Here is a 19658-nt window from a genome sequence, read left to right as displayed (position 1 = left end):
AGAATGAGCGTTCATGGAAACCGAAAGGAATCTGTGGACGCTTTTTTAGATGGGAGAAACCATGAGAAATATCATTATTTTTGTTGCTCTTCTGGGAGCAGCGGCAATATTTACAGTTTTGTATTGTCTCATTGCTGCCGGAAGTCAGGCAGAGAAAAAACTGACAGAAATCATGAGAAAAGAGGAAGAACAGAATGAAGACAAATAAAGATCTGATCATAGAACCAAATGCAGCTATAGAAGGAAGAAAGTACAGCGAAGAAAAGCCATGGTCCTGTAAGTACTGTTACTGGTGGGGAGGCAAAAAGAAAGGCTGTAACTTGAAGCAGTGCCATTATCTGCTTCCTGAAAAGAAAAAAGCGGTAAAAACAACACCATGTGGTGGCTGTCCGTATGGAAAACATGTTCCATGCATCGGATATTGTATTGCCCGTCTTCATTCTGAAATGAAAGGAAAGAAAGGACGTGGGTAATTGCAGGAAGAAGTAAATCAGAAAGTGATCAGCCTGAGCATCCAGGGAGTCAAGATCACTGCCAGTGTGCTAAAAGCAGCCCTTCGGAAGTTCCTGGAAATGGACAACCGGAGGAAACAGAAAGCAACGCAGGTGAAAATGGCTGAAAAGACCGGACGGGCCCAGGAGAAAGGAAGGGAAAAAGCCCGAAAAAAGATTGAAAAGAAAAAGCCACATGGAAAGCAGACCATCAAGCAGCTGAATGCACAGGGAGTACAGCTTTCCAACATAAAGATCACAGATGAAAATATCAAATCCTTTGACCGTGTGGCAAGAAAGTACGGGATTGATTACAGCCTGAAAAAAGAAGTCGGTGCGGATCCACCAAAATATCTGGTCTTCTTTAAGGCTAAAGATGTGGATGTGATGACAGCGGCTTTCCGGGAATATGCCGGAGTAGAACTGAAAAAGAAACAGGTGAAGAAACCATCTGTCAGAAAGAAACTGCAGAAATCTGTAGAAAGAAAAGCAAAGCACCGCCAGCGTGTGAAGCAGAGACAAAAATCCAGAGGTCAGGAACGATGATGCGGGAGAAATTACAGAAGGTCCAGATCAAACGGCTGGTGATCTTAAATCTCCCATATTTCTTTATCTTCTATGTAGCAGATAAAGGATCCTGGCTGTACCGGCATTGCCTGGGAGAAAGCATGGTCCAGAGACTTGGCGTGATGTTAGTCAATTTTCGACTGGCATTTTTAAGCTGGCTGCCAAGTATCGCTTTGCAGGACCTTACAGTAGGTGTTCTGGTTGCAAGTGCATTAAAACTGGTTGTCTACTATCGTTCTAAAAACGCAAAGAAGTTCCGGCAGGGTGTGGAGTATGGATCTGCAAGATGGGGAAATAGAAAAGATATCGAACCCTTCATGGATCCGGTTTTTGAAAACAATGTCATCCTCACAGAAACGGAACGTCTGACCATGAACAGCAGACCAAAAGCACCAAAGTATGCCAGAAATAAGAATGTGATTGTCATCGGTGGTTCCGGATCCGGTAAGACAAGATTCTATGTGAAACCCAATCTTATGCAGATGACGGACCACGTATCCTATGTGGTCACTGATCCAAAGGGTACGATCATCGTTGAATGCGGGAAGATGCTGGTAAATGGAGGATACCGGATCAAGGTATTAAATACGATCAACTTTAAAAAGTCCATGCATTACAATCCGTTCCATTATATCCGGAGTGAAAAAGACATCTTAAAGCTGGTCAATACCATTATCGCAAATACCAAGGGTGAGGGCGAAAAATCAACTGAAGATTTCTGGGTCAGTGCGACACGTTCGCAGGCGGTAAAAAGTCTGCGCACAGTGTTGGTTTATTAAATCATAACCAGTCTGTGAACTGGTAATCCGATAGGTGGAATGATGGGGTAACGCCCTGAAACGTCTATCCTTGACGGACTTGCGTCAGCTGTAATGGTTGGGGTGAGAAGCTCCGTGACAACGACCGAGAGTAGTCGTAGGAATCTGCCAAAAGATTCTCGAAAACGCCCCAGAGGTGGGGTGCGCTACCTATAGGTCTAGGATCTATAAAATATCTATGATTAGAATGTTTACTTTGGCGAGTAAACTGACGAAAACTGCGAATGTACGGTTCTAAAAGAAGACCATATAGAAATGTATGGGTGCGTTAAAGCGCAGTCAGTGTGGTTCAGTAGAAATTCGCCCTACGAACGACCATGTTGTGTTACAGGCACATCCAAGCTGACAGGACTATAGCAGAGATCTAAGGATATATGTACAGATAGGATTATCGGAACGTGGAAAGGCACCAGATTCCATTAGAGGATAGCCTGACGAAGAAAATAAGCAGGTGAACTGGTGCTGAAAAGCCGTGATCGAACTTATGATGAGTTCTGCGAAAAAGAGGAACTCGGAGGAATGGTCACAAGTCGGTTGAAATAAACAGGCATTATTCAGTCTAATGATAAGGATTACGAGTAAGACCAAAAGGGTCACTTTCGAGAGGAGGTGATGCCTTATGCCAAAGAAAAGTAAAACATTATGTGTAGATGACCTGCGTCATGCGGAGTACTACGGAATGCAAGGTACTTTTGATGAACTATATCAAAAAAGTCAGAACGGTGAAGTATTTGAGAATCTTATGGATTTGATACTGAGCAGGGATAACATTTTACTTGCGTACCGAAACATCAAAGCGAACAAAGGCAGCTACACGGCAGGAACAGACAAAAAGAACATCACAGATATTGGGAGTCAAACTCCTGATGATGTGGTAAAAAGAGTGAGATTTATTGTTACGGGAAGCGAACACGGCTACAGACCAAAGCCTGTAAGACGGAAAGATATCCCGAAACCAAACGGAAAAACACGTCCGCTGGGAATCCCATGCATATGGGATAGGTTGATACAGCAATGTATCAAGCAGATCATGGAACCAATCTGCGAAGCAAAGTTCTGCAATAATAGTTATGGATTTCGTCCGAATAGATCCGTTGAACATGCCATTAACAGAACCTACACCATGCTTCAAATGATGAATCTTCATTATGTTATTGAGTTTGATATTAAAGGATTTTTCGATAACGTAAATCATAGCAAGTTAATCAGACAGATATGGTCGCTGGGTATCCATGATAAAACGCTGATTTTTATTATCAAGCGAATACTAACAGCTCCAATTAAAATGCCCGATAATACAACGGTACTGCCCAACAAGGGTACACCACAGGGAGGAATTATCTCACCACTACTGGCAAACATCGTTCTAAATGAATTGGATTGGTGGATAGCTAGTCAATGGGAGGAAAATCCGATTGCTATAAGCAGAGGGCGAGAAAGAATAATCGGAAAAACTAAAGTTTTTGATAAAAGCCATGGTTATAGGATTATGAAAAACACAGAAATGAAAGAAATGCATATCATTCGGTATGCGGATGATTTTAGGATTTTCTGTAGAACGAAAGAGGACGCAGTCAGGACAAAAGAAGCGGTTACGGCGTGGATTGAAGAGAGGTTGAAATTAGAGGTGTCCCCTGAGAAAACAAGGATTGTGAACACCAGAAAACGGTGGTCAGAGTTTCTTGGATTCAAAATAAGGGTAAGGCTGAAGCATCATAAATATGTGGTGCAGTCGGCAATCTGTGACAAAAAGGTTGAAATTGAAAGAGCAAAGCTAGTGGAACAAGCGAAAAACATCGCAAAACCCAGAGAGAAAAAAAGTTGTTTATCAGAAATTCAGCTATATAACTCTATGGTGTTAGGCATACAGAATTACTATCAGCTTGCCACCTGTATCAGTATTGATTGCAGAGAACTCCATAGGCGAGTAATGACAGTTTTGACGAACAGGTTAAATACAGAAACAGGAAGTATGCTAAAACATGAGGGTGGAACTATCACCCAAGCAGAAAAGGAAAGATTCGGACAGTCAAAAATGATTCGATATGTTTCAGGAATTGACCAGATGATCTATCCGATTGCATTCATCAAAAATAAAATACCGATGGCGAAGCGATCAATCGTTTGTAGTTATACAAAAGAAGGTCGTGCTCCGATTCATACAGAACTTAACCTTAATCAGTATGTTCTGAAAGGACTGAGAGAAAAAATATCCGTTGGTCATAGCACAGAATACCATGACAGTAAAATATCTTTATTTTCTGCTCAAAAGGGAAAATGTGCAATCAGTGGAGAAGAATTCGCAGATGCGGAACATGTAGCTGTATGGCTCAAAGTACCAAGAGCACTTGGTGGATTTGAAAGATATAAAAACATGGTTCTGATTCACAAAAAATATCTGATTCTGTTACAAGAACTGCCCCAAGCAGTAATAAAAGACCTGATAAAAACACTCAATATCACAAAAAAGATGCTCGTGAAAATCAATAGTCTGCGAGAGCAGGCGAACCTGTCAGCAATAATATAAAACTTAAATTTGGTGACTGATTAAATGTCTCGTGAAGACAATCGATGGAGCGCCGGATGCGGTGAAAGTCGCATGTCCGGTGTGAAGTGGGGGAAAAGGTGGAGATAATATCAAAACCTTACCTATCACTATAGGCCGAGCGTCTTTTGTATTCTGCACTGATCGGATACATCTGGTATGAGGCACCAGAGGAAGAACAGAACTTTTCTACTTTGCTGGAATTTATCAATGCCAGTGAGACCAGGGAGGATGATGAAGAATTTAAAAATGCAGTGGATGAATTGTTTGAAGAACTGGAAGCAGAAAATCCGGAACACTTTGCAGTAAGGCAATATCGCAAGTACAAGCTTGCTGCCGGCAAAACTGCAAAATCGATTTTGATTTCCTGTGGTGCCAGACTCGCACCATTTGATATTCAGGAGCTAAGAGAAATCATGTCGTATGACGAAATGGAACTGGATATGATCGGTGATCAGAGAACAGCTATGTTTGTCATCATCAGTGATACCGATGACACATTCAACTTTGTGGTAGCGATCATGTACACCCAGCTCTTTAACCTGCTTTGTGATAAAGCGGATGATGAGCATGGAGGCAGACTTCCCTATCATGTACGGCTGCTTCTTGATGAGTTCAGCAATATCGGACAGATTCCAAAATTCGACAAATTGATTGCTACGATCCGAAGCAGGGAAATCTCCGCTTCTATCATTCTGCAGTCACAATCTCAGCTGAAAACCATCTATAAGGATGCTGCAGAGACGATCACAGGTAACTGTGACACTGTTCTTTTCCTTGGTGGAAAGGAAAGTTCCACACTGAAAGAAATATCAGAAACCCTGGGAAAGGAAACCATTGATCTTTACAACACATCAGACACCAGAGGCAGCAACCGGTCCTATGGGCTGAACTATCAAAAGACAGGAAAAGAACTGATGAGTAGAGATGAGCTGGCGGTCATGGATGGAGAAAAATGTATCTTACAGCTTCGTGGAGTCCGGCCGTTTTTAAGCAACAAATATGACATCACAAAGCACAAACGGTACAAAGAGCTTGCCGATTTCAATAAGAATAATGCGTTTGATGTCGAAAAATATCTGGCACACCGACTGGTGATGTCGAAAGATACAGAATTTGAAATGTATGAAGTAACTGTAACACAAGAAGATGTATCAGCGATTGAAGCTGAGGAAGGTGAGGACTGATATGAAAGAAAGAATTCGAGCACCCTGCTACTACTGATAAGGGTACAAAAAGGTCTGAATAAAAGGGAAAGGAGTAGAGCCAAACGCTTACAGACCATAAGAAAAGCGTTTGTTCATACATTTGATTATGGCTTTTTTTAGCAGTGCAATCAATATCCTTCAGACACTGGTCGTTGCAATCGGTGCCGGCCTTGGTGTCTGGGGCGTAATCAACCTGATGGAAGGTTATGGAAACGACAACCCGGGTGCAAATGCTCATGTACGGTAAAGAAGCAAGCAACCGAAAACAAGAGATAGACCGCAAGCACCACACTATTCCGAACAAAAGAACCAAAGACAAGCATTATGGAAATGTGCATAACAGGCTATGGAATCATGGATAACTCTATTCACAGGACATGGAAAGCTAAGGTGCAGCTTTCCCACGTTCTGTAAGAAGAATTTACTGGGCTTGTATTCCTGTCTGCTGAAGATATGGGATAATGGGAAAGGCTACTGACCTTTTTACTATTGCATATACAATATTTTTGTATTCTCTCTCCCACCATAATAGTATCATACAAATTTCATGATTACAAGACTGTTTATATAGGCAAACGTGTGCTAAACTAGCCTAGCAATGTATCAGTGAGAATTTTTCTGTTGTTTTTTATCAAGGAGGGTATTTTTTATGGGAAATAATCAATCAGAAAGAGAGTACGAAGAAATAAGATTAAAGCAAACTATATCTTTAGCCGAGGAACAATTAAAACAAGCAAAAGAAGCAGCAGAAAAAAAGAAATCACAAATTATCGAAGCCAAAAAAGAAGTTCGTGAAAACGCAACACATAGTGTTACAAATCTATACACTTCTGACGGATTTGAGGCACTTGTTGAGTTAAGTCAATATATGAACCCTGTTACAGATAAAATTGTAGATTATGAAGAAGAAGAACACAGAATACTTTTACTGGAAAACATGATAAAATCACCATATTTTGCCCGTATTGATTTTAAATTTGATGATGAGGAAGAATGTGAAAAAATATATATCGGACGTTCCTCTCTACGGAAAAACAGTTATCAGGAGATGTATGTTTATGATTGGCGATCACCGATTGCAAGTATTTTTTACCGCTTTATGAAAGGAGAAGCATTTTATGACGCTCCATGCGGGCGGGTAACAGGTGAACTCAAATTAAAACGTCAGTATGAAATAAAGAATGGAGTGTTAAAGTATTTTTTTGATACAGATGTGCAGATTGTTGATGAATTTTTAAGACAACTATTATCACAGAATACCACCGCCAAAATGAAAGCGATAGTTGAAACAATACAACAAGAACAGGACGCTGTTATCAGAGATATGGAAAACGACCTGTTAATGGTGCAGGGCGTGGCAGGAAGCGGTAAAACTTCCATTGCCCTTCATCGGGCAGCTTATCTTATGTATCAAGGATTACAGACAAAGTTGTCCGCAAATAATATTATGATTATTTCCCCTAATACTATATTTGAGCAATATATTTCTAATGTGTTGCCCGAATTGGGAGAAGATAATGTTATCTCCGTTGTATTTGAGGATATTCTAAAAATGCTGTTAAAAGGCAGGAAAATTCAGTCCAAGAACGATTTTTTAGAAAAAATAATTGCTCCCTCACAATACAAAAAAATTTATAAAGACAGTATCGAGTTTAAAGCGTCAAAACTTTTTGGGGAAATATTAGACAAATTTATTTATGATATTCCATGCCAATGGATAGAATTTGATGATGTTTATTATGAAGGAACATGTGTTGTAAACAGGCAGACTCTACAAGATAAGATACTGGGAAGAACAGAAACTCCATTAGGCATAAAGTTAGAGCAATTAGAAGATTATATTTTAGAACTAATATTTGGAACAGGAAAGGGACGGGGACATAAAGCAGAAAAAAATTTAGTAAAGCAGGAAATACAAAAATTTATAAAAATTGATATATTTGAGTTGTATAAAACATTATTTAGCAATGAATCCTATTTTTTCAGTTTATTGCAAAATAATAATTCCTCAGAGAGCATAAAGGAAATCCGGGAATATACGAAAGAAAATCTGGAAGCAGGCTGTATATACTATGATGACGCAATAGCAATGCTTTATTTATATTTAAAAATATACGGAACGAATGAATATAAAAATATCAAGCAGGTTGTCATTGATGAAGCTCAAGACTATTACCCGCTTCAATATGAAATATTCGGCTTATTATTTCCAAATGCTAAATTTACAATCTTAGGGGATATGAAACAAACCCTTGCCAAAAAAGAGGATATATCTTTCTATGAAGAAATTCATAAAATACTGAATAAGAAAAAATCTTCTCTTATCGTGTTGAACAAAAGTTTCCGTTGTACGAATGAGATATTAAATTTTAGCTTAAAATTCATAGAACAAAGTCCACAGATAAAAAGTTTTAATCGGAAAGGGGATAGCCCGGAAGTATTTATTGCGGATAATTCCGAAGTCTTTATTGACAAGATTGTTGAAGAGGTAAAATCATGCCAAGAAAAAGGATTACAGTCAATAGGATTAATTTGTAAAACTGAAAATAATTCCATCTGCTTGTATAACAAAATAAAGCACAAACTAGATATACAAATAATCAGAAATGGAAGTGCAGCAGAGTTACAAGGTGTATTCATTATACCAGTATATATGTCAAAGGGGTTGGAATTTGATGCCGTCTTAATTTGTGATGCAGACAATCAAAACTACTATGATGAAGATGATAAAAATCTCTTATACGTTGCCTGTACCAGAGCACTCCATAGACTTAGCTTATTTTGTGAAAAAGAAGTTAGCCCATTGATATATGCAACTTCTAAACATACAAAACTAGCGCAGACAGAATAGGTCATGAAAACACATGGATAAGTTAATAATAATTCGGACAGATAATCAGAACAACTTATATGAACAAATTATATCGTTAATAACTGCCAATCAAGCTAAAATGGAAACCATGTCTTTTGGTGTTTTTCCTACACTCTTTTTTCCGGGACTGGAAATAAGGCAGCACCAACGCCGGGTATTTAGGGACGGGGAGGAAATAAACCTTACCCGCCTTGAATACAGTACCCTTGTATTCCTTGCTTCCAATCCCGGCAATGTCCTCACACAAGAACAGATTTTTGAAGCCGTTTGGAACATGGATAGCGATAGCTGCCATTCAAGTGTTGTCAACGTGATTTACAACCTACGGAAAAAGATAGAGCCGGACAGCAAAAACCCCACCTACATAAAGACCGTTTTAGGCATAGGCTACAAGTTTGCTTCCGGGGAATGACAACCGAATAACCGCCGCCCTTTTTGGCAGTCAGTAAACAGGAAATCAGAAAAAGGTTTCCTGTTTTTTTGCGCCCGTTTTTGTCAAATACTGTTACGAAAACACGAAAAGATTTTCCGGGGGACTTTGCCATATTTTTCTTCCAGTGCGTAGTAATAATGACGGGAAAAATATTGCCGCAAAGTTGGCAGAAGCCCCGCCCTCTCCGTCGAGGGTATCAGCAGAAGCCTACACAGCGGAATCCGTCACTTTCTTAGAGCAAGATTCTACCGCAGTACCAAAATTCGCTTTTCGCTCATTTTGCCCCTGCGGGAATCTTGTTGGGGAGTGCCTTCCCCAAACCCTGCTTATGCGGCTTGCGCCGCTTAAAAATCCCTCAAAATATTTTTTCGGATTTTTCAAAAACAGTTCCGCTTCACACCCCGTTTTTCTCCTATTAGTGAGAGGACACCACGCACAGAAAGGAGGTTTTACCATGCGAAAACGATACAACACACCGCACCGCAGCCGGGTAGTCAAGACACGCATGACCGAGGAAGAATACGCCGAGTTTGCGGAAAGGCTTTCTGCTTACAACATGAGCCAAGCCGAGTTTATCCGGCAAGCCATAACCGGGGCAGCCATACGCCCCATCATAACCGTTTCTCCTGTCAATGACGAGCTGCTTGCCGCTGTCGGGAAACTGACCGCCGAATACGGCAGGATCGGCGGCAACTTAAACCAGATAGCCCGGACGCTGAACGAGTGGCACAGCCCCTACCCGCAGCTTGCCGGGGAGGTGCGGGCGGCGGTTTCCGACCTTGCTGCCCTAAAGTTTGAAGTCTTGCAGAAAGTGGGTGACGCTGTTGGCAACATTCAAACATATCAGCTCTAAAAATGCCGACTATGGCGCAGCGGAAGCCTACCTCACATTTGAGCATGACGAGTTTACCATGAAGCCCACCCTTGATGAAAACGGGCGGCTGATACCGAGGGAGGATTACCGCATTTCTTCCCTTAACTGTGGGGGCGAAGATTTCGCTGTTGCCTGTATGCGAGCCAATCTCCGCTATGAGAAAAACCAAAAACGGGAAGATGTGAAAAGCCACCACTATATCATCAGCTTTGACCCACGGGACGGGACAGACAACGGCTTGACCGTAGACCGGGCGCAGGAGCTGGGCGAGCAGTTCTGTAAAGAGCATTTCCCCGGACACCAAGCCCTTGTATGCACCCACCCGGACGGGCATAACCACAGCGGCAATATCCATGTGCATATCGTCATCAACTCCCTGCGGATTTATGAAGTCCCGCTTCTGCCCTACATGGACAGACCAGCCGATACACGGGAGGGCTGCAAGCACCGCTGCACCAACGCCGCTATGGAATATTTCAAGAGTGAAGTCATGGAGATGTGCCACCGGGAGGGGCTTTACCAAATCGACCTCCTAAGCGGCAGCAAGGAACGGATAACGGAACGGGAATACTGGGCGGCAAAGAAAGGGCAGCTTGCCCTTGATAAAGAGAACGCCGCCAGAGAAGCCGCCGGACAGCCGACCAAGCCCACCAAGTTTGAAACGGACAAGGCGAAGCTGCGCCGGACGATACGGCAGGCACTTTCCCAAGCTACCAGCTTTGACGAGTTTTCTTCCCTTTTGCTGCGTGAGGGTGTGACTGTCAAGGAGAGTCGGGGGCGGCTTTCCTACCTCACGCCGGACAGGACAAAGCCTATCACAGCCCGGAAGCTGGGGGACGATTTTGACAAGGCTACTGTCCTTGCCCTGCTTACACAGAACGCCCGCAGAGCCGCCGAACAGACCAAAGCCATACCCGAATACCCTGCCGCAGTTAAAAAGCCGTCACAAGGGGAAAAAACCACAAAAACCACCCCGGCAGACAACACCTTGCAGCGCATGGTTGACCGGGAAGCCAAGCGAGCCGAGGGCAAGGGCGTGGGCTATGACCGCTGGGCGGCAAAGTACAATCTAAAGCAAATGGCGGCTACCGTTACCGCCTACCAGCAGTACGGCTTTTCTTCCCCGGAGGAACTGGACGAAGCCTGTTCTGCCGCCTATACCGCCATGCGGGAAAGCCTTACAGAGCTGAAGCAGGTGGAAAAGACGCTGGACGGGAAAAAGGAGCTGCAACGGCAGGTGCTTGCCTATTCCAAGACCCGCCCTGTCCGGGACGGGCTGAAACAGCAGAAAAACGCCAAAGCAAAAGCAGCCTACCGACAGAAGCACGAAAGCGACTTTATCATAGCAGACGCAGCCGCCCGTTATTTTAGGGAGAACGGCATTTCCAAGCTGCCAAGCTATAAAGCCCTGCAAGCAGAGATTGAAACCCTTATCAAAGAGAAAAACAGCGGCTACAACGATTACCGGGCAAAACGGGAGGAATACCGCCGCTTACAGACCGTCAAGGGCAATATCGACCAGATTTTACGCCGGGAGCGCAAGCCTGTGAAAAGGCAGGAACAGGAGCGATAAAAACCACCCCAAAATGTACCTGAACCCATACAGAACAAGGGGGCTGCCCCGTACCCTATCCCCAATACCAAAGGATTTTTTAACGGGCTTACAGGGCAGAAAAACCCCGAAAATGATACCGAGATGATACAGAATTACCGCCGATACCGCCACACCAGCGGAAACGGCAGAAAGGAGCGCACCCATGCCAAGAATGAGCAAGAAACGGCGGCTGGAATGGTCTTTTTTCCTGCGGCAAGTGAAAGTCGGGAATGCCACCTGCGACCGTATCACATACAACGACCTCTGCCGGAGCTGTACCCATAGCTGCAAGCAGAGCTTCCGGGCGGTTATCATACTCTGCCCCCGCTACTACTCCAAACGCCGGAAAAAGGAGGACAGGGACAATGGCAGATAACCGCAAGTATTACTACCTCAAGCTGAAAGAGAACTTTTTTGACAGCGACTCCATTGTACTGCTGGAAGATATGAAAGACGGGATTTTATATTCCAATATTCTCTTGAAGCTGTACTTAAAATCGCTGAAAAACGGCGGGAAGTTGCAGCTTGACGAGCATATCCCCTACACAGCGCAGATGATAGCGACACTGACCCGCCACCAGATAGGGACAGTTGAGAGGGCTTTAGAGATTTTCCGGCAGTTGGGGCTTGTGGAGCAGCTTGACAGCGGGGCTTTCTATATGACCGACATTGAGCTGATGATAGGACAGTCCTCTACCGAAGCCGAGAGGAAACGGGCTGCAAGGCTGGAAAACAAGGCACTTTTACCGCCCCGGACAAAAGGCGGACATTTGTCCGACATTCGTCCACCAGAGATAGAGATAGAGTTAGAGAAAGAGATAGAGATAGAAAAAGAGAGAGAGGGAGAAACGGGATACCCCGCCCCCGCCGCTTATGGCAGATACAACAATGTGATACTGACCGATACAGAGCTTTCCGGGCTGAAAACAGAGCTGCCCGACAAGTGGGAGTATTATATTGACCGGCTTTCCTGCCATATCGCTTCCACCGGGAAGCAGTACCACAGCCATGCAGCCACCATTTACAAGTGGGCGCAGGAGGACGCTGCCAAAGGCAAGGCTGCCCCGAAACAGGGCATACCCGATTATTCATGCAAGGAGGGCGAGAGCTTATGAAAAACGAGATTGAAGCTATGATTACGGACATTACAGCCACTACCGCCGAAGCAGAGGACTACACAGGCGAGGACGGGCTTTTATACTGCGGCAAGTGCCATACGCCAAAAGAAGCATACTTTTCAAAAGAAACCGCCCAATGGTTAGGGCATGACCGACACCCGGCAGAGTGCGACTGCCACCGGGCAGCCCGTGAAAAGCGGGAAGCCGCTGAAAGCCGACAGAAGCACCTTGAAACAGTGGAGGACTTGAAACGCCGGGGCTTTACCGACCCCGCTATGCGGAACTGGACATTTGAGCATGACAACGGCAGAAACCCACAGACCGAAACCGCCCGCTTTTATGTGGAGAGTTGGGAAACCATGCAGGCTGAAAATATCGGCTACCTGTTTTGGGGCGGCGTGGGGACAGGAAAAAGCTACCTTGCCGCCTGTATCGCCAACGCCCTTATGGAAAAAGAGGTTGCCGTTCGCATGACAAATTTTGCAACGATACTGGGTGACCTTGCCGCCAGCTTTGAGGGCAGGAACGAATATATTTCCCGCCTTTGCAGCTACCCTCTGCTGATACTTGATGATTTTGGTATGGAGCGAGGGACAGAGTACGGGCTGGAACAGGTTTACAGCGTGATTGACAGCCGTTACCGAAGCGGCAAGCCGCTGATCGCCACGACCAACCTCACGCTGGAGGAATTGCAGCACCCGCAGGACACGCCCCACGCCCGTATCTATGACAGGCTGACTTCCATGTGCGCCCCCGTCCGCTTCACGGGCAGCAACTTCCGAAAGGAAACCGCACAGGAAAAGCTGGAACGATTAAAGCAACTGATAAAGCAGCGAAAGGAGAGCCTATGACAGAAACCAAACAGACAAGCACCACCAAAACAGACCGCCGCCCGGACTGTGTAACGGAAATCCGCATGGGCAACTCCGTCCTTACCGTTTCCGGCTTCTTCAAGCAGGGCGCAACCGACACCGCAGCCGACAAGATGATGAAAGTGCTGGAAGCGGAAGCTGCTACACAAAAAACGGCGATTTGACAGACCATAAAGAAGCAGATTTGACGCTTTTGCCGCTATACAGACAGCCGCCCCATGTGGTACAATCAAGGTACGGAATAGTGGGGCTGGCTGTCGGAAACGGAGGATTTTATGTTAAGACAGACCAACCAACAACCAATTACCGCCCTTTACCCAAGACTTTCCCATGAGGACGAGCTGCAAGGCGAGAGCAATTCCATTTCCAATCAGAAGCGTATCCTTGAAACCTATGCGAAGCAGAACGGCTTTTCCAATCTGCGCTGGTACACGGACGACGGTTATTCTGGTGCGAACTTTCAAAGACCCGGTTTTCAAGCCATGCTTGCGGACATTGAAGCCGGAAAAGTCGGGACAGTTATCGTAAAGGATATGTCGAGGTTAGGGCGAAACTACCTGCAAGTGGGAATGTACACGGAAATGATTTTCCCACAGAAAGGCGTCCGCTTCATCGCTATCAATGACGGAGTGGACAGCGCACAGGGCGACAATGACTTTGCCCCGCTGCGGAATATCTTTAACGAATGGCTGGTGAGAGATACGAGCAAGAAAATACGGGCGGTAAAACGCTCAAAAGGCATGAGTGGCAAGCCCATCACAAGCAAGCCTGTGTATGGCTACCTCATGGACGAGGACGAAAATTTCATCATTGACGAGGAAGCTGCACCCGTAGTCAAGCAGATATACAACCTCTGTCTTGCCGGGAATGGTCCGACCAAGATAGCCCGTATGCTCACAGAGCAGCAAATCCCCACGCCGGGAACGCTGGAATACCGCAGGACGGGCAGCACCCGCCGCTACCACCCCGGCTATGAGTGCAAGTGGGCGACCAATACCGTAGTGCATATCCTTGAAAACCGGGAATACACAGGCTGTCTGGTAAATTTCAAGACAGAAAAACTTTCTTACAAAGTCAAGCACAGTGTAGAAAATCCCCCGGAAAAGCAAGTGATTTTCGAGAACCACCACGAGCCTATCATAGACACCCAGACATGGGAACGGGTGCAGGAGCTTCGCAAACAGCGCAAACGCCCAAACCGCTATGATGAAGTGGGTTTGTTCTCCGGCATACTGTTCTGTGCGGACTGCGGCAGCGTGATGTATCAGCAGCGATACCAGACGGACAAGCGCAAGCAGGACTGTTATATCTGCGGCAACTACAAGAAACGCACCCATGACTGTACGGCGCACTTTATCCGCACCGACCTCTTGACCGCTGGTGTACTCTCCAATCTGCGGAAAGTGACCAGCTATGCGGCAAAGCATGAAGCCCGGTTTATGAAACTCTTGATTGAGCAGAACGAGGACGGGGGCAAACGCAGGAACGCCGCCAAGAAAAAGGAACTGGAAGCCGCCGAGAAACGCATAGCCGAGTTATCCGCTATCTTCAAGCGGCTGTATGAGGACAGCGTGACCGGGCGCATATCAGACGAGCGTTTCACAGAACTGTCGGCAGACTATGAAGCAGAACAACGGGAGCTGAAAGAAAGAGCCGCTGCTATCCAAGCGGAGCTTTCCAAAGCACAGGAAGCCACCGTGAACGCAGAAAAGTTTATGAATGTTGTCCGGCGGCATACCAGCTTTGAAGAACTTACCCCTACTCTGCTGCGGGAGTTTGTAGAGAAAATCGTTGTGCATGAGTGCAGCTATGACGAGAACAAGACCCGCAGACAGGACATTGAGATTTATTATTCTTTTGTTGGCAAGGTGGACTTGCCCGAATAACCGCCCGACCTATCCGACACAATGCGCAAGTGCCGGATAGGAACGGCAAAATTTTTTACACTTCTATTACTTCTTTATCGCACATCAGTAAAATCCCAGGGAATTAAGCAGCTGATGAGCGGTGGTGGTGTTATCCTGATCGGAACACAGCTGATCCCGCTTCTGAGTGGATTATTTGGTTAAGAGAAAGGAGTAGAGATCCATGTTCAGTCAGATTTTTGATGCGATTGAGGAATGGATGAGGGAACTCTTAACCGGGATGATCACTTCCAACCTGGACACGATGTTTACTGATGTCAATCAAAAGACTGGTGAGATCGCTACCCAGGTTGGACAGACCCCGCAAGGGTGGAACGGCAGCATATTCAGTATGATCCGGAACTTATCGGATTCCGTGATCATGCCGATCGCAGGTATTATTATCACACTCGTACTCTGCTACGAATTGATTTCTATGCTGACCGAGCGCAACAACATGCATGATATTGATACCTGGATGTTTTTCAAGTACTTCGTAAAAATGTGGATTGCTGTTTATCTGGTGAGTAACACCTTTACGATCACAATGGCGGTATTCGACGTGGGCCAGCACGTAGTTAATTCTGCGGCCGGTGTTATCACAGGAAGTACCGCCATTGATATTTCTTCGGCATTGACGGATCTTTCCACAACCCTGGAAAGTATGGAAATCGGAGAACTTGTTGTATTGGCGCTGGAAACCCTTATCGCCGGCTTCTGTATGAGAATCCTGTCTGTACTGATCACAGTGATCATGTATGGACGTATGATAGAGATTTACCTATATACCTCAGTTGCGCCGATTCCATTTGCAACTATGAGTAACAGAGAATGGGGACAGATCGGCACGAATTATTTCAGAGGACTCTTTGCCCTGGCTTTCCAGGCATTTCTGATGATGGTATGCGTTGCAATCTATGCAGTGCTTGTTGCAGGTATCCAGTATTCAGATAATCTGAGTTCTTCATTATTTGGCGTTATGGCTTACACAGTGATCTTATGTTACAGCCTCTTTAAGACGGCCTCTTTAAGTAAGTCGATATTCAACGCGCACTAAATTACAGGAAGGAGTGAAAATCATGGCATATGTCAGCGTACCGAAAGATTTAACGAAGGTAAAGAATAAAGTAGCATTTAACCTGACCAAAAGACAGCTGATCTGTATCGGTATAGGTGCTGCAATGGGAATTCCAAGCTATTTCCTCTTGCGTAATGTGATGGGAAATAGTAATGCAGCAACGGTCATGGTGCTTTTGATGTTACCGGCATTTTTATTTGCCATGTACGAAAAAGACGGGATGCATCTGGAAGATGTTCTGATGCATATGATCCGGGTGAAGTTTCTTCGTCCACCCGTTAGAAAATATGAAACTGAAAACTATTATGAGACAGATCCGGAACAGATCAAGCAGTCTCCGGATACAGGAAAACTGAAAGGAGGAAAAACGGTTGCGAAAAAAGAAAAATAAGAAAACTGTCGCAGATACCGGATACAAAAAAGTAGACAGAAAAGAGAAAAAGAAAAAGGAAAAGCAGGAGGAAAAACGCAGGCAGAAAAAACTGTCTGTTCAGCAGTCGATCGCTTATAAGGAAATGGGAAGAGATGGAATCTGCAGGGTACAGGGAAAAACGTATTCTAAGTGCATCCGCTTCTATGACATCAACTACCAGCTGGCTCAGAACGAAGATAAAAATGCAATCTTTGAAAACTGGTGTGATTTCCTCAATTACTTTGATGCCAGTATCCATTTTCAGCTGAGCTTTATCAACCATAAGAGCAGCATGAAGGAGTTTGAGCAGGTCATCCGGATCCGACCACAGGAGGATGCTTTTGATGATGTCCGTATGGAATACGCAAAGATGTTGAAACAGCAGCTGGCAAAAGGAAACAACGGTCTGGTGAAGTCAAAATATATCACCTTTTCCATCGAAGCGGATAATATCCGGGAAGCAAAGCCAAAGCTGGAACGTATTGAATCAGATATCCTGAACAACTTCAAGATCCTTGGAGTTCCAGCCTATCCATTGAATGGAGTGGAAAGATTGCAGATTTTGTATGAGACTTTCAATCCGGATATCATGACAGACTTCCAGTTTGATTATGGTTCCATGATCCGTACTGGACTCAATACCAAAGATTATGTGGCACCGACCAGTTTTGTATTCAAGGACAGAAATACATTCCGTATGGGAAATACCATCGGAGCAGTCTCTTATTTACAGATCCTGGCACCAGAGCTTACAGATAAAATGCTGGCAGAATTTCTGGATATTGATAAGAATCTCATCGTCAACCTGCATGTCCAGTCTGTGGATCAGATGAAGGCAATCAAGCTGGTAAAAAGCAAAGTGACGGATATCAACCGTATGAAAATCGAAGAACAGAAAAAAGCAGTCCGGGCCGGATACGATATGGATATCATTCCATCGGATCTGAACACGTATGGCGGAGAAGCTAAGCGTCTGTTAGAAGACCTGCAGTCACGAAATGAGCGTATGTTCCTTGTAACAGCGCTCTTTTTAAATACAGCAAAGACCAAACAGGCACTGGACAATGCCATCTTCCAGACTGCCGGAATTGCACAGAAATACAACTGTGTACTGAAACGTCTGGACTATCAGCAGGAAGAAGGACTGATGAGCAGTGTTCCGCTGGGAGTCAATCATATCCCCATCAAACGTGCACTGACCACGACCAGCACTGCTATCTTCGTACCGTTTACCACTCAGGAACTTTTTATGGCAGGAGAATCCCTGTATTACGGATTAAATGCACTCAGCAACAACATGATTATGGTGGATCGTAAAAAGCTGAAAAACCCGAATGGACTAATCCTTGGTACACCTGGATCCGGTAAATCCTTTGCTGCAAAAAGAGAAATCACCAACGCTTTCTTTGTCACGAAGGATGACATTATCATCGGAGATCCGGAGGGTGAGTATTATCCACTGGTCCATGCACTTGGCGGACAGGTCGTACACATTTCACCGACCAGTAAGGATTATATCAATCCGATGGATATCAATATGGATTATTCCGATGATGACAATCCACTTGGTGTAAAATCCGATTTCGTCCTGTCCTTATGTGAGCTGATCATGGGAAGCAGGGATGGCATTGAAGCGGAAGAAAAATCCGTGATCGATCGTTGTCTTCCACTGGTGTATCAGAAGTACTTTGCAGATCCAAAACCGGAAAATATGCCGGTCCTCGGTGATCTGTATGACTGCCTTAGAAAACAGAAAGAACCACAGGCCCAGAGGATTGCAACAGCACTGGAAATCTATGTAAATGGATCACTGAAAGTGTTCAATCATAGAACCAACGTGGAACTGAATAACCGTATTGTCTGCTTTGACATTAAGGAACTTGGAAAGCAGCTGAAGAAAATCGGAATGCTCATCGTCCAGGATCAGGTATGGAACAGAGTTACGATCAACCGTGGCATCAAATCTACCAGGTACTATATCGATGAATTCCACCTTCTGCTCAAAGAAGAACAGACAGCAGCTTATTCTGTAGAAATCTGGAAGAGATTCAGAAAATGGGGTGGTATTCCAAGTGGTATCACCCAGAATATCAAAGATCTTCTTGCCAGCAGGGAAATTGAAAATATCTTTGAGAACAGTGATTTTATCCTGATGCTGAACCAGGCGGCAGGTGACAGACAGATCCTCGCAAAACAGCTGAATATTTCCCCATATCAGTTGTCCTATGTGACGAATTCCGGGGAAGGAGAAGGACTTCTTTTCTATGGAACAACAATTATTCCATTTAAGGACAAGTTCGATAAGAACTTGAAACTGTACAGTTTGATGACTACAAAACCGGAAGAAGTTGAAAAACGAGAGAAAGAAATGGAGGCGGAAAAGCATGAAGGAAATCGATAAGATCCGAATCAGGCAGTGGAACCAGGATAATCCTTACATTCAGATGAAAAATCTGGAAAATGCGCAGCCTGGATACCGTGTTCATACAGTTAATGACGATCATCATCTGTATGAGCTTCCGCTGGAAACACAGAATATTATCCTTGACTGGGTATTCTGGAATTTCTATCCGGCACAAAAGATCTACCCACATCTTACCAGTGATGATCTGAAAGAAGTTTTGTATAAACGAACCCAGATCTATCTGTACAATAACCAGTTCAAGGAAGCCATGCTGATCAATAGATTCTGGCCAAGAGATCCGAGTGAGATGAACTGGGTATTTCATATTCAGGCGAGCTCTCCAGCAATCAGGACACAGGCAGATGGTTATCCTGGTATCCCGATTATAGGACGCCAGGAACTGAATGAGTACAGAAAGAAAAGTTGTGCCAGGAGGTGATGACCTATAGCTGGAAAAGAATTTAAAGG

The 19658-nt window shown here is 44.6% G+C and carries 17 protein-coding genes and 4 pseudogenes; all 21 read left to right on the top strand.

Features of this window, described 5'->3' with window-relative positions:
* Nucleotides 1-61 precede the first annotated feature (61 nt).
* The 21 genes and pseudogenes from H8S40_RS15660 (at nucleotide 62) to H8S40_RS15560 (ending at nucleotide 19629) form a co-directional block, all read left to right on the top strand.
* Complete coding sequence (locus H8S40_RS15660; RefSeq protein ID WP_162290843.1) at nucleotides 62-208, top strand: hypothetical protein; 147 nt, start codon at nucleotides 62-64, stop codon at nucleotides 206-208.
* The gene (locus tag H8S40_RS15655) at nucleotides 195-473 is read left to right on the top strand and encodes a hypothetical protein (RefSeq protein ID WP_055297478.1); all 279 of its coding nucleotides are present in this window, start codon (nucleotides 195-197) and stop codon (nucleotides 471-473) included. Before H8S40_RS15660 ends, H8S40_RS15655 begins: the two co-directional genes overlap by 14 nt.
* The gene (locus H8S40_RS15650; RefSeq protein WP_055163285.1) at nucleotides 474-1037 is read left to right on the top strand and encodes a PcfB family protein; all 564 of its coding nucleotides are present in this window, start codon (nucleotides 474-476) and stop codon (nucleotides 1035-1037) included.
* Nucleotides 1037-1795, top strand: a pseudogene (locus tag H8S40_RS15645) (type IV secretory system conjugative DNA transfer family protein); the annotation flags it as partial. The gene H8S40_RS15650 and the pseudogene H8S40_RS15645, both read left to right, overlap by 1 nt.
* 700 nt (nucleotides 1796-2495) lie before the next feature.
* The gene (gene ltrA / locus H8S40_RS15640; RefSeq protein ID WP_154781075.1) at nucleotides 2496-4403 is read left to right on the top strand and encodes a group II intron reverse transcriptase/maturase; all 1908 of its coding nucleotides are present in this window, start codon (nucleotides 2496-2498) and stop codon (nucleotides 4401-4403) included.
* A gap of 134 nt (nucleotides 4404-4537) precedes the next feature.
* Nucleotides 4538-5608: pseudogene (locus H8S40_RS15635) on the top strand (VirD4-like conjugal transfer protein, CD1115 family); the annotation flags it as partial.
* A 127-nt stretch (nucleotides 5609-5735) separates the two neighbouring features.
* Nucleotides 5736-5864: pseudogene (locus tag H8S40_RS15630) on the top strand (Maff2 family mobile element protein); the annotation flags it as partial.
* Between the two features lie 414 nt (nucleotides 5865-6278).
* Nucleotides 6279-8480: a HelD family protein gene (locus H8S40_RS15625; protein WP_117739290.1), complete on the top strand. Its 2202-nt coding sequence runs from the start codon at nucleotides 6279-6281 to the stop codon at nucleotides 8478-8480.
* Between the two features lie 13 nt (nucleotides 8481-8493).
* Entirely contained in the window at nucleotides 8494-8913 is a 420-nt protein-coding gene (locus tag H8S40_RS15620; RefSeq protein WP_117649097.1) for a winged helix-turn-helix domain-containing protein, read from the top strand.
* 475 nt (nucleotides 8914-9388) lie between these two features.
* Nucleotides 9389-9787, top strand: a complete 399-nt coding sequence (locus tag H8S40_RS15615) for a plasmid mobilization protein (RefSeq protein WP_002569238.1) — start codon at nucleotides 9389-9391, stop codon at nucleotides 9785-9787.
* A complete protein-coding gene (locus H8S40_RS15610) occupies nucleotides 9759-11381 on the top strand; it encodes a relaxase/mobilization nuclease domain-containing protein (protein WP_117962497.1) in 1623 nt (540 codons plus the stop codon). The genes H8S40_RS15615 and H8S40_RS15610 overlap by 29 nt, the downstream gene beginning before the upstream one ends.
* A gap of 184 nt (nucleotides 11382-11565) precedes the next feature.
* Complete coding sequence (locus tag H8S40_RS15605; protein WP_087212865.1) at nucleotides 11566-11778, top strand: hypothetical protein; 213 nt, start codon at nucleotides 11566-11568, stop codon at nucleotides 11776-11778.
* Nucleotides 11768-12517 carry a phage replisome organizer N-terminal domain-containing protein gene (locus tag H8S40_RS15600; RefSeq protein ID WP_117962487.1) on the top strand — a complete coding sequence of 250 codons (750 nt, stop codon included), beginning with the start codon at nucleotides 11768-11770 and terminating at the stop codon, nucleotides 12515-12517. The genes H8S40_RS15605 and H8S40_RS15600 overlap by 11 nt, the downstream gene beginning before the upstream one ends.
* A complete protein-coding gene (locus H8S40_RS15595; protein WP_117962489.1) occupies nucleotides 12514-13371 on the top strand; it encodes an ATP-binding protein in 858 nt (285 codons plus the stop codon). Before H8S40_RS15600 ends, H8S40_RS15595 begins: the two co-directional genes overlap by 4 nt.
* Nucleotides 13368-13556 carry a transposon-encoded TnpW family protein gene (locus tag H8S40_RS15590; protein ID WP_002569233.1) on the top strand — a complete coding sequence of 63 codons (189 nt, stop codon included), beginning with the start codon at nucleotides 13368-13370 and terminating at the stop codon, nucleotides 13554-13556. The genes H8S40_RS15595 and H8S40_RS15590 overlap by 4 nt, the downstream gene beginning before the upstream one ends.
* Before the next feature lie 111 nt (nucleotides 13557-13667).
* Nucleotides 13668-15278 carry a recombinase family protein gene (locus tag H8S40_RS15585; RefSeq protein WP_117962491.1) on the top strand — a complete coding sequence of 537 codons (1611 nt, stop codon included), beginning with the start codon at nucleotides 13668-13670 and terminating at the stop codon, nucleotides 15276-15278.
* 90 nt (nucleotides 15279-15368) lie between these two features.
* Nucleotides 15369-15461 (top strand): annotated as a pseudogene (locus H8S40_RS16495) (Maff2 family mobile element protein); the annotation flags it as partial.
* A gap of 19 nt (nucleotides 15462-15480) precedes the next feature.
* Nucleotides 15481-16353, top strand: a complete 873-nt coding sequence (locus H8S40_RS15575) for a VirB6/TrbL-like conjugal transfer protein, CD1112 family (RefSeq protein ID WP_158371229.1) — start codon at nucleotides 15481-15483, stop codon at nucleotides 16351-16353.
* Between the two features lie 22 nt (nucleotides 16354-16375).
* Entirely contained in the window at nucleotides 16376-16765 is a 390-nt protein-coding gene (locus H8S40_RS15570; RefSeq protein WP_033126086.1) for a PrgI family protein, read from the top strand.
* The gene (locus H8S40_RS15565; protein ID WP_114100250.1) at nucleotides 16746-19187 is read left to right on the top strand and encodes a VirB4-like conjugal transfer ATPase, CD1110 family; all 2442 of its coding nucleotides are present in this window, start codon (nucleotides 16746-16748) and stop codon (nucleotides 19185-19187) included. The genes H8S40_RS15570 and H8S40_RS15565 overlap by 20 nt, the downstream gene beginning before the upstream one ends.
* Nucleotides 19171-19629 carry a hypothetical protein gene (locus H8S40_RS15560; RefSeq protein ID WP_186865584.1) on the top strand — a complete coding sequence of 153 codons (459 nt, stop codon included), beginning with the start codon at nucleotides 19171-19173 and terminating at the stop codon, nucleotides 19627-19629. The genes H8S40_RS15565 and H8S40_RS15560 overlap by 17 nt, the downstream gene beginning before the upstream one ends.
* Nucleotides 19630-19658: the final 29 nt, after the last annotated feature.

The sequence above is a fragment of the Ruminococcus hominis genome, from assembly GCF_014287355.1.
GTDB lineage: Bacteria > Bacillota > Clostridia > Lachnospirales > Lachnospiraceae > Schaedlerella > Schaedlerella hominis.
This window is presented reverse-complemented; position numbering and strand designations above follow the sequence as displayed.

Excerpts from the sequence above, each read along its gene's own strand:
- H8S40_RS15615 (WP_002569238.1), top strand. The coding sequence starts at position 9,389 with ATGCGAAAACGATACAACACACCGCACCGCAGCCGGGTAGTCAAGACA.
- H8S40_RS15570 (WP_033126086.1), top strand. The coding sequence starts at position 16,376 with ATGGCATATGTCAGCGTACCGAAAGATTTAACGAAGGTAAAGAATAAA.
- ltrA (WP_154781075.1), top strand. The coding sequence starts at position 2,496 with ATGCCAAAGAAAAGTAAAACATTATGTGTAGATGACCTGCGTCATGCG.
- H8S40_RS15655 (WP_055297478.1), top strand. The coding sequence starts at position 195 with ATGAAGACAAATAAAGATCTGATCATAGAACCAAATGCAGCTATAGAA.
- H8S40_RS15575 (WP_158371229.1), top strand. The coding sequence starts at position 15,481 with ATGTTCAGTCAGATTTTTGATGCGATTGAGGAATGGATGAGGGAACTC.
- H8S40_RS15620 (WP_117649097.1), top strand. The coding sequence starts at position 8,494 with ATGGATAAGTTAATAATAATTCGGACAGATAATCAGAACAACTTATAT.
- H8S40_RS15625 (WP_117739290.1), top strand. The coding sequence starts at position 6,279 with ATGGGAAATAATCAATCAGAAAGAGAGTACGAAGAAATAAGATTAAAG.
- H8S40_RS15595 (WP_117962489.1), top strand. The coding sequence starts at position 12,514 with ATGAAAAACGAGATTGAAGCTATGATTACGGACATTACAGCCACTACC.
- H8S40_RS15660 (WP_162290843.1), top strand. The coding sequence starts at position 62 with ATGAGAAATATCATTATTTTTGTTGCTCTTCTGGGAGCAGCGGCAATA.
- H8S40_RS15560 (WP_186865584.1), top strand. The coding sequence starts at position 19,171 with ATGAAGGAAATCGATAAGATCCGAATCAGGCAGTGGAACCAGGATAAT.
- H8S40_RS15590 (WP_002569233.1), top strand. The coding sequence starts at position 13,368 with ATGACAGAAACCAAACAGACAAGCACCACCAAAACAGACCGCCGCCCG.
- H8S40_RS15600 (WP_117962487.1), top strand. The coding sequence starts at position 11,768 with ATGGCAGATAACCGCAAGTATTACTACCTCAAGCTGAAAGAGAACTTT.
- H8S40_RS15605 (WP_087212865.1), top strand. The coding sequence starts at position 11,566 with ATGCCAAGAATGAGCAAGAAACGGCGGCTGGAATGGTCTTTTTTCCTG.
- H8S40_RS15585 (WP_117962491.1), top strand. The coding sequence starts at position 13,668 with ATGTTAAGACAGACCAACCAACAACCAATTACCGCCCTTTACCCAAGA.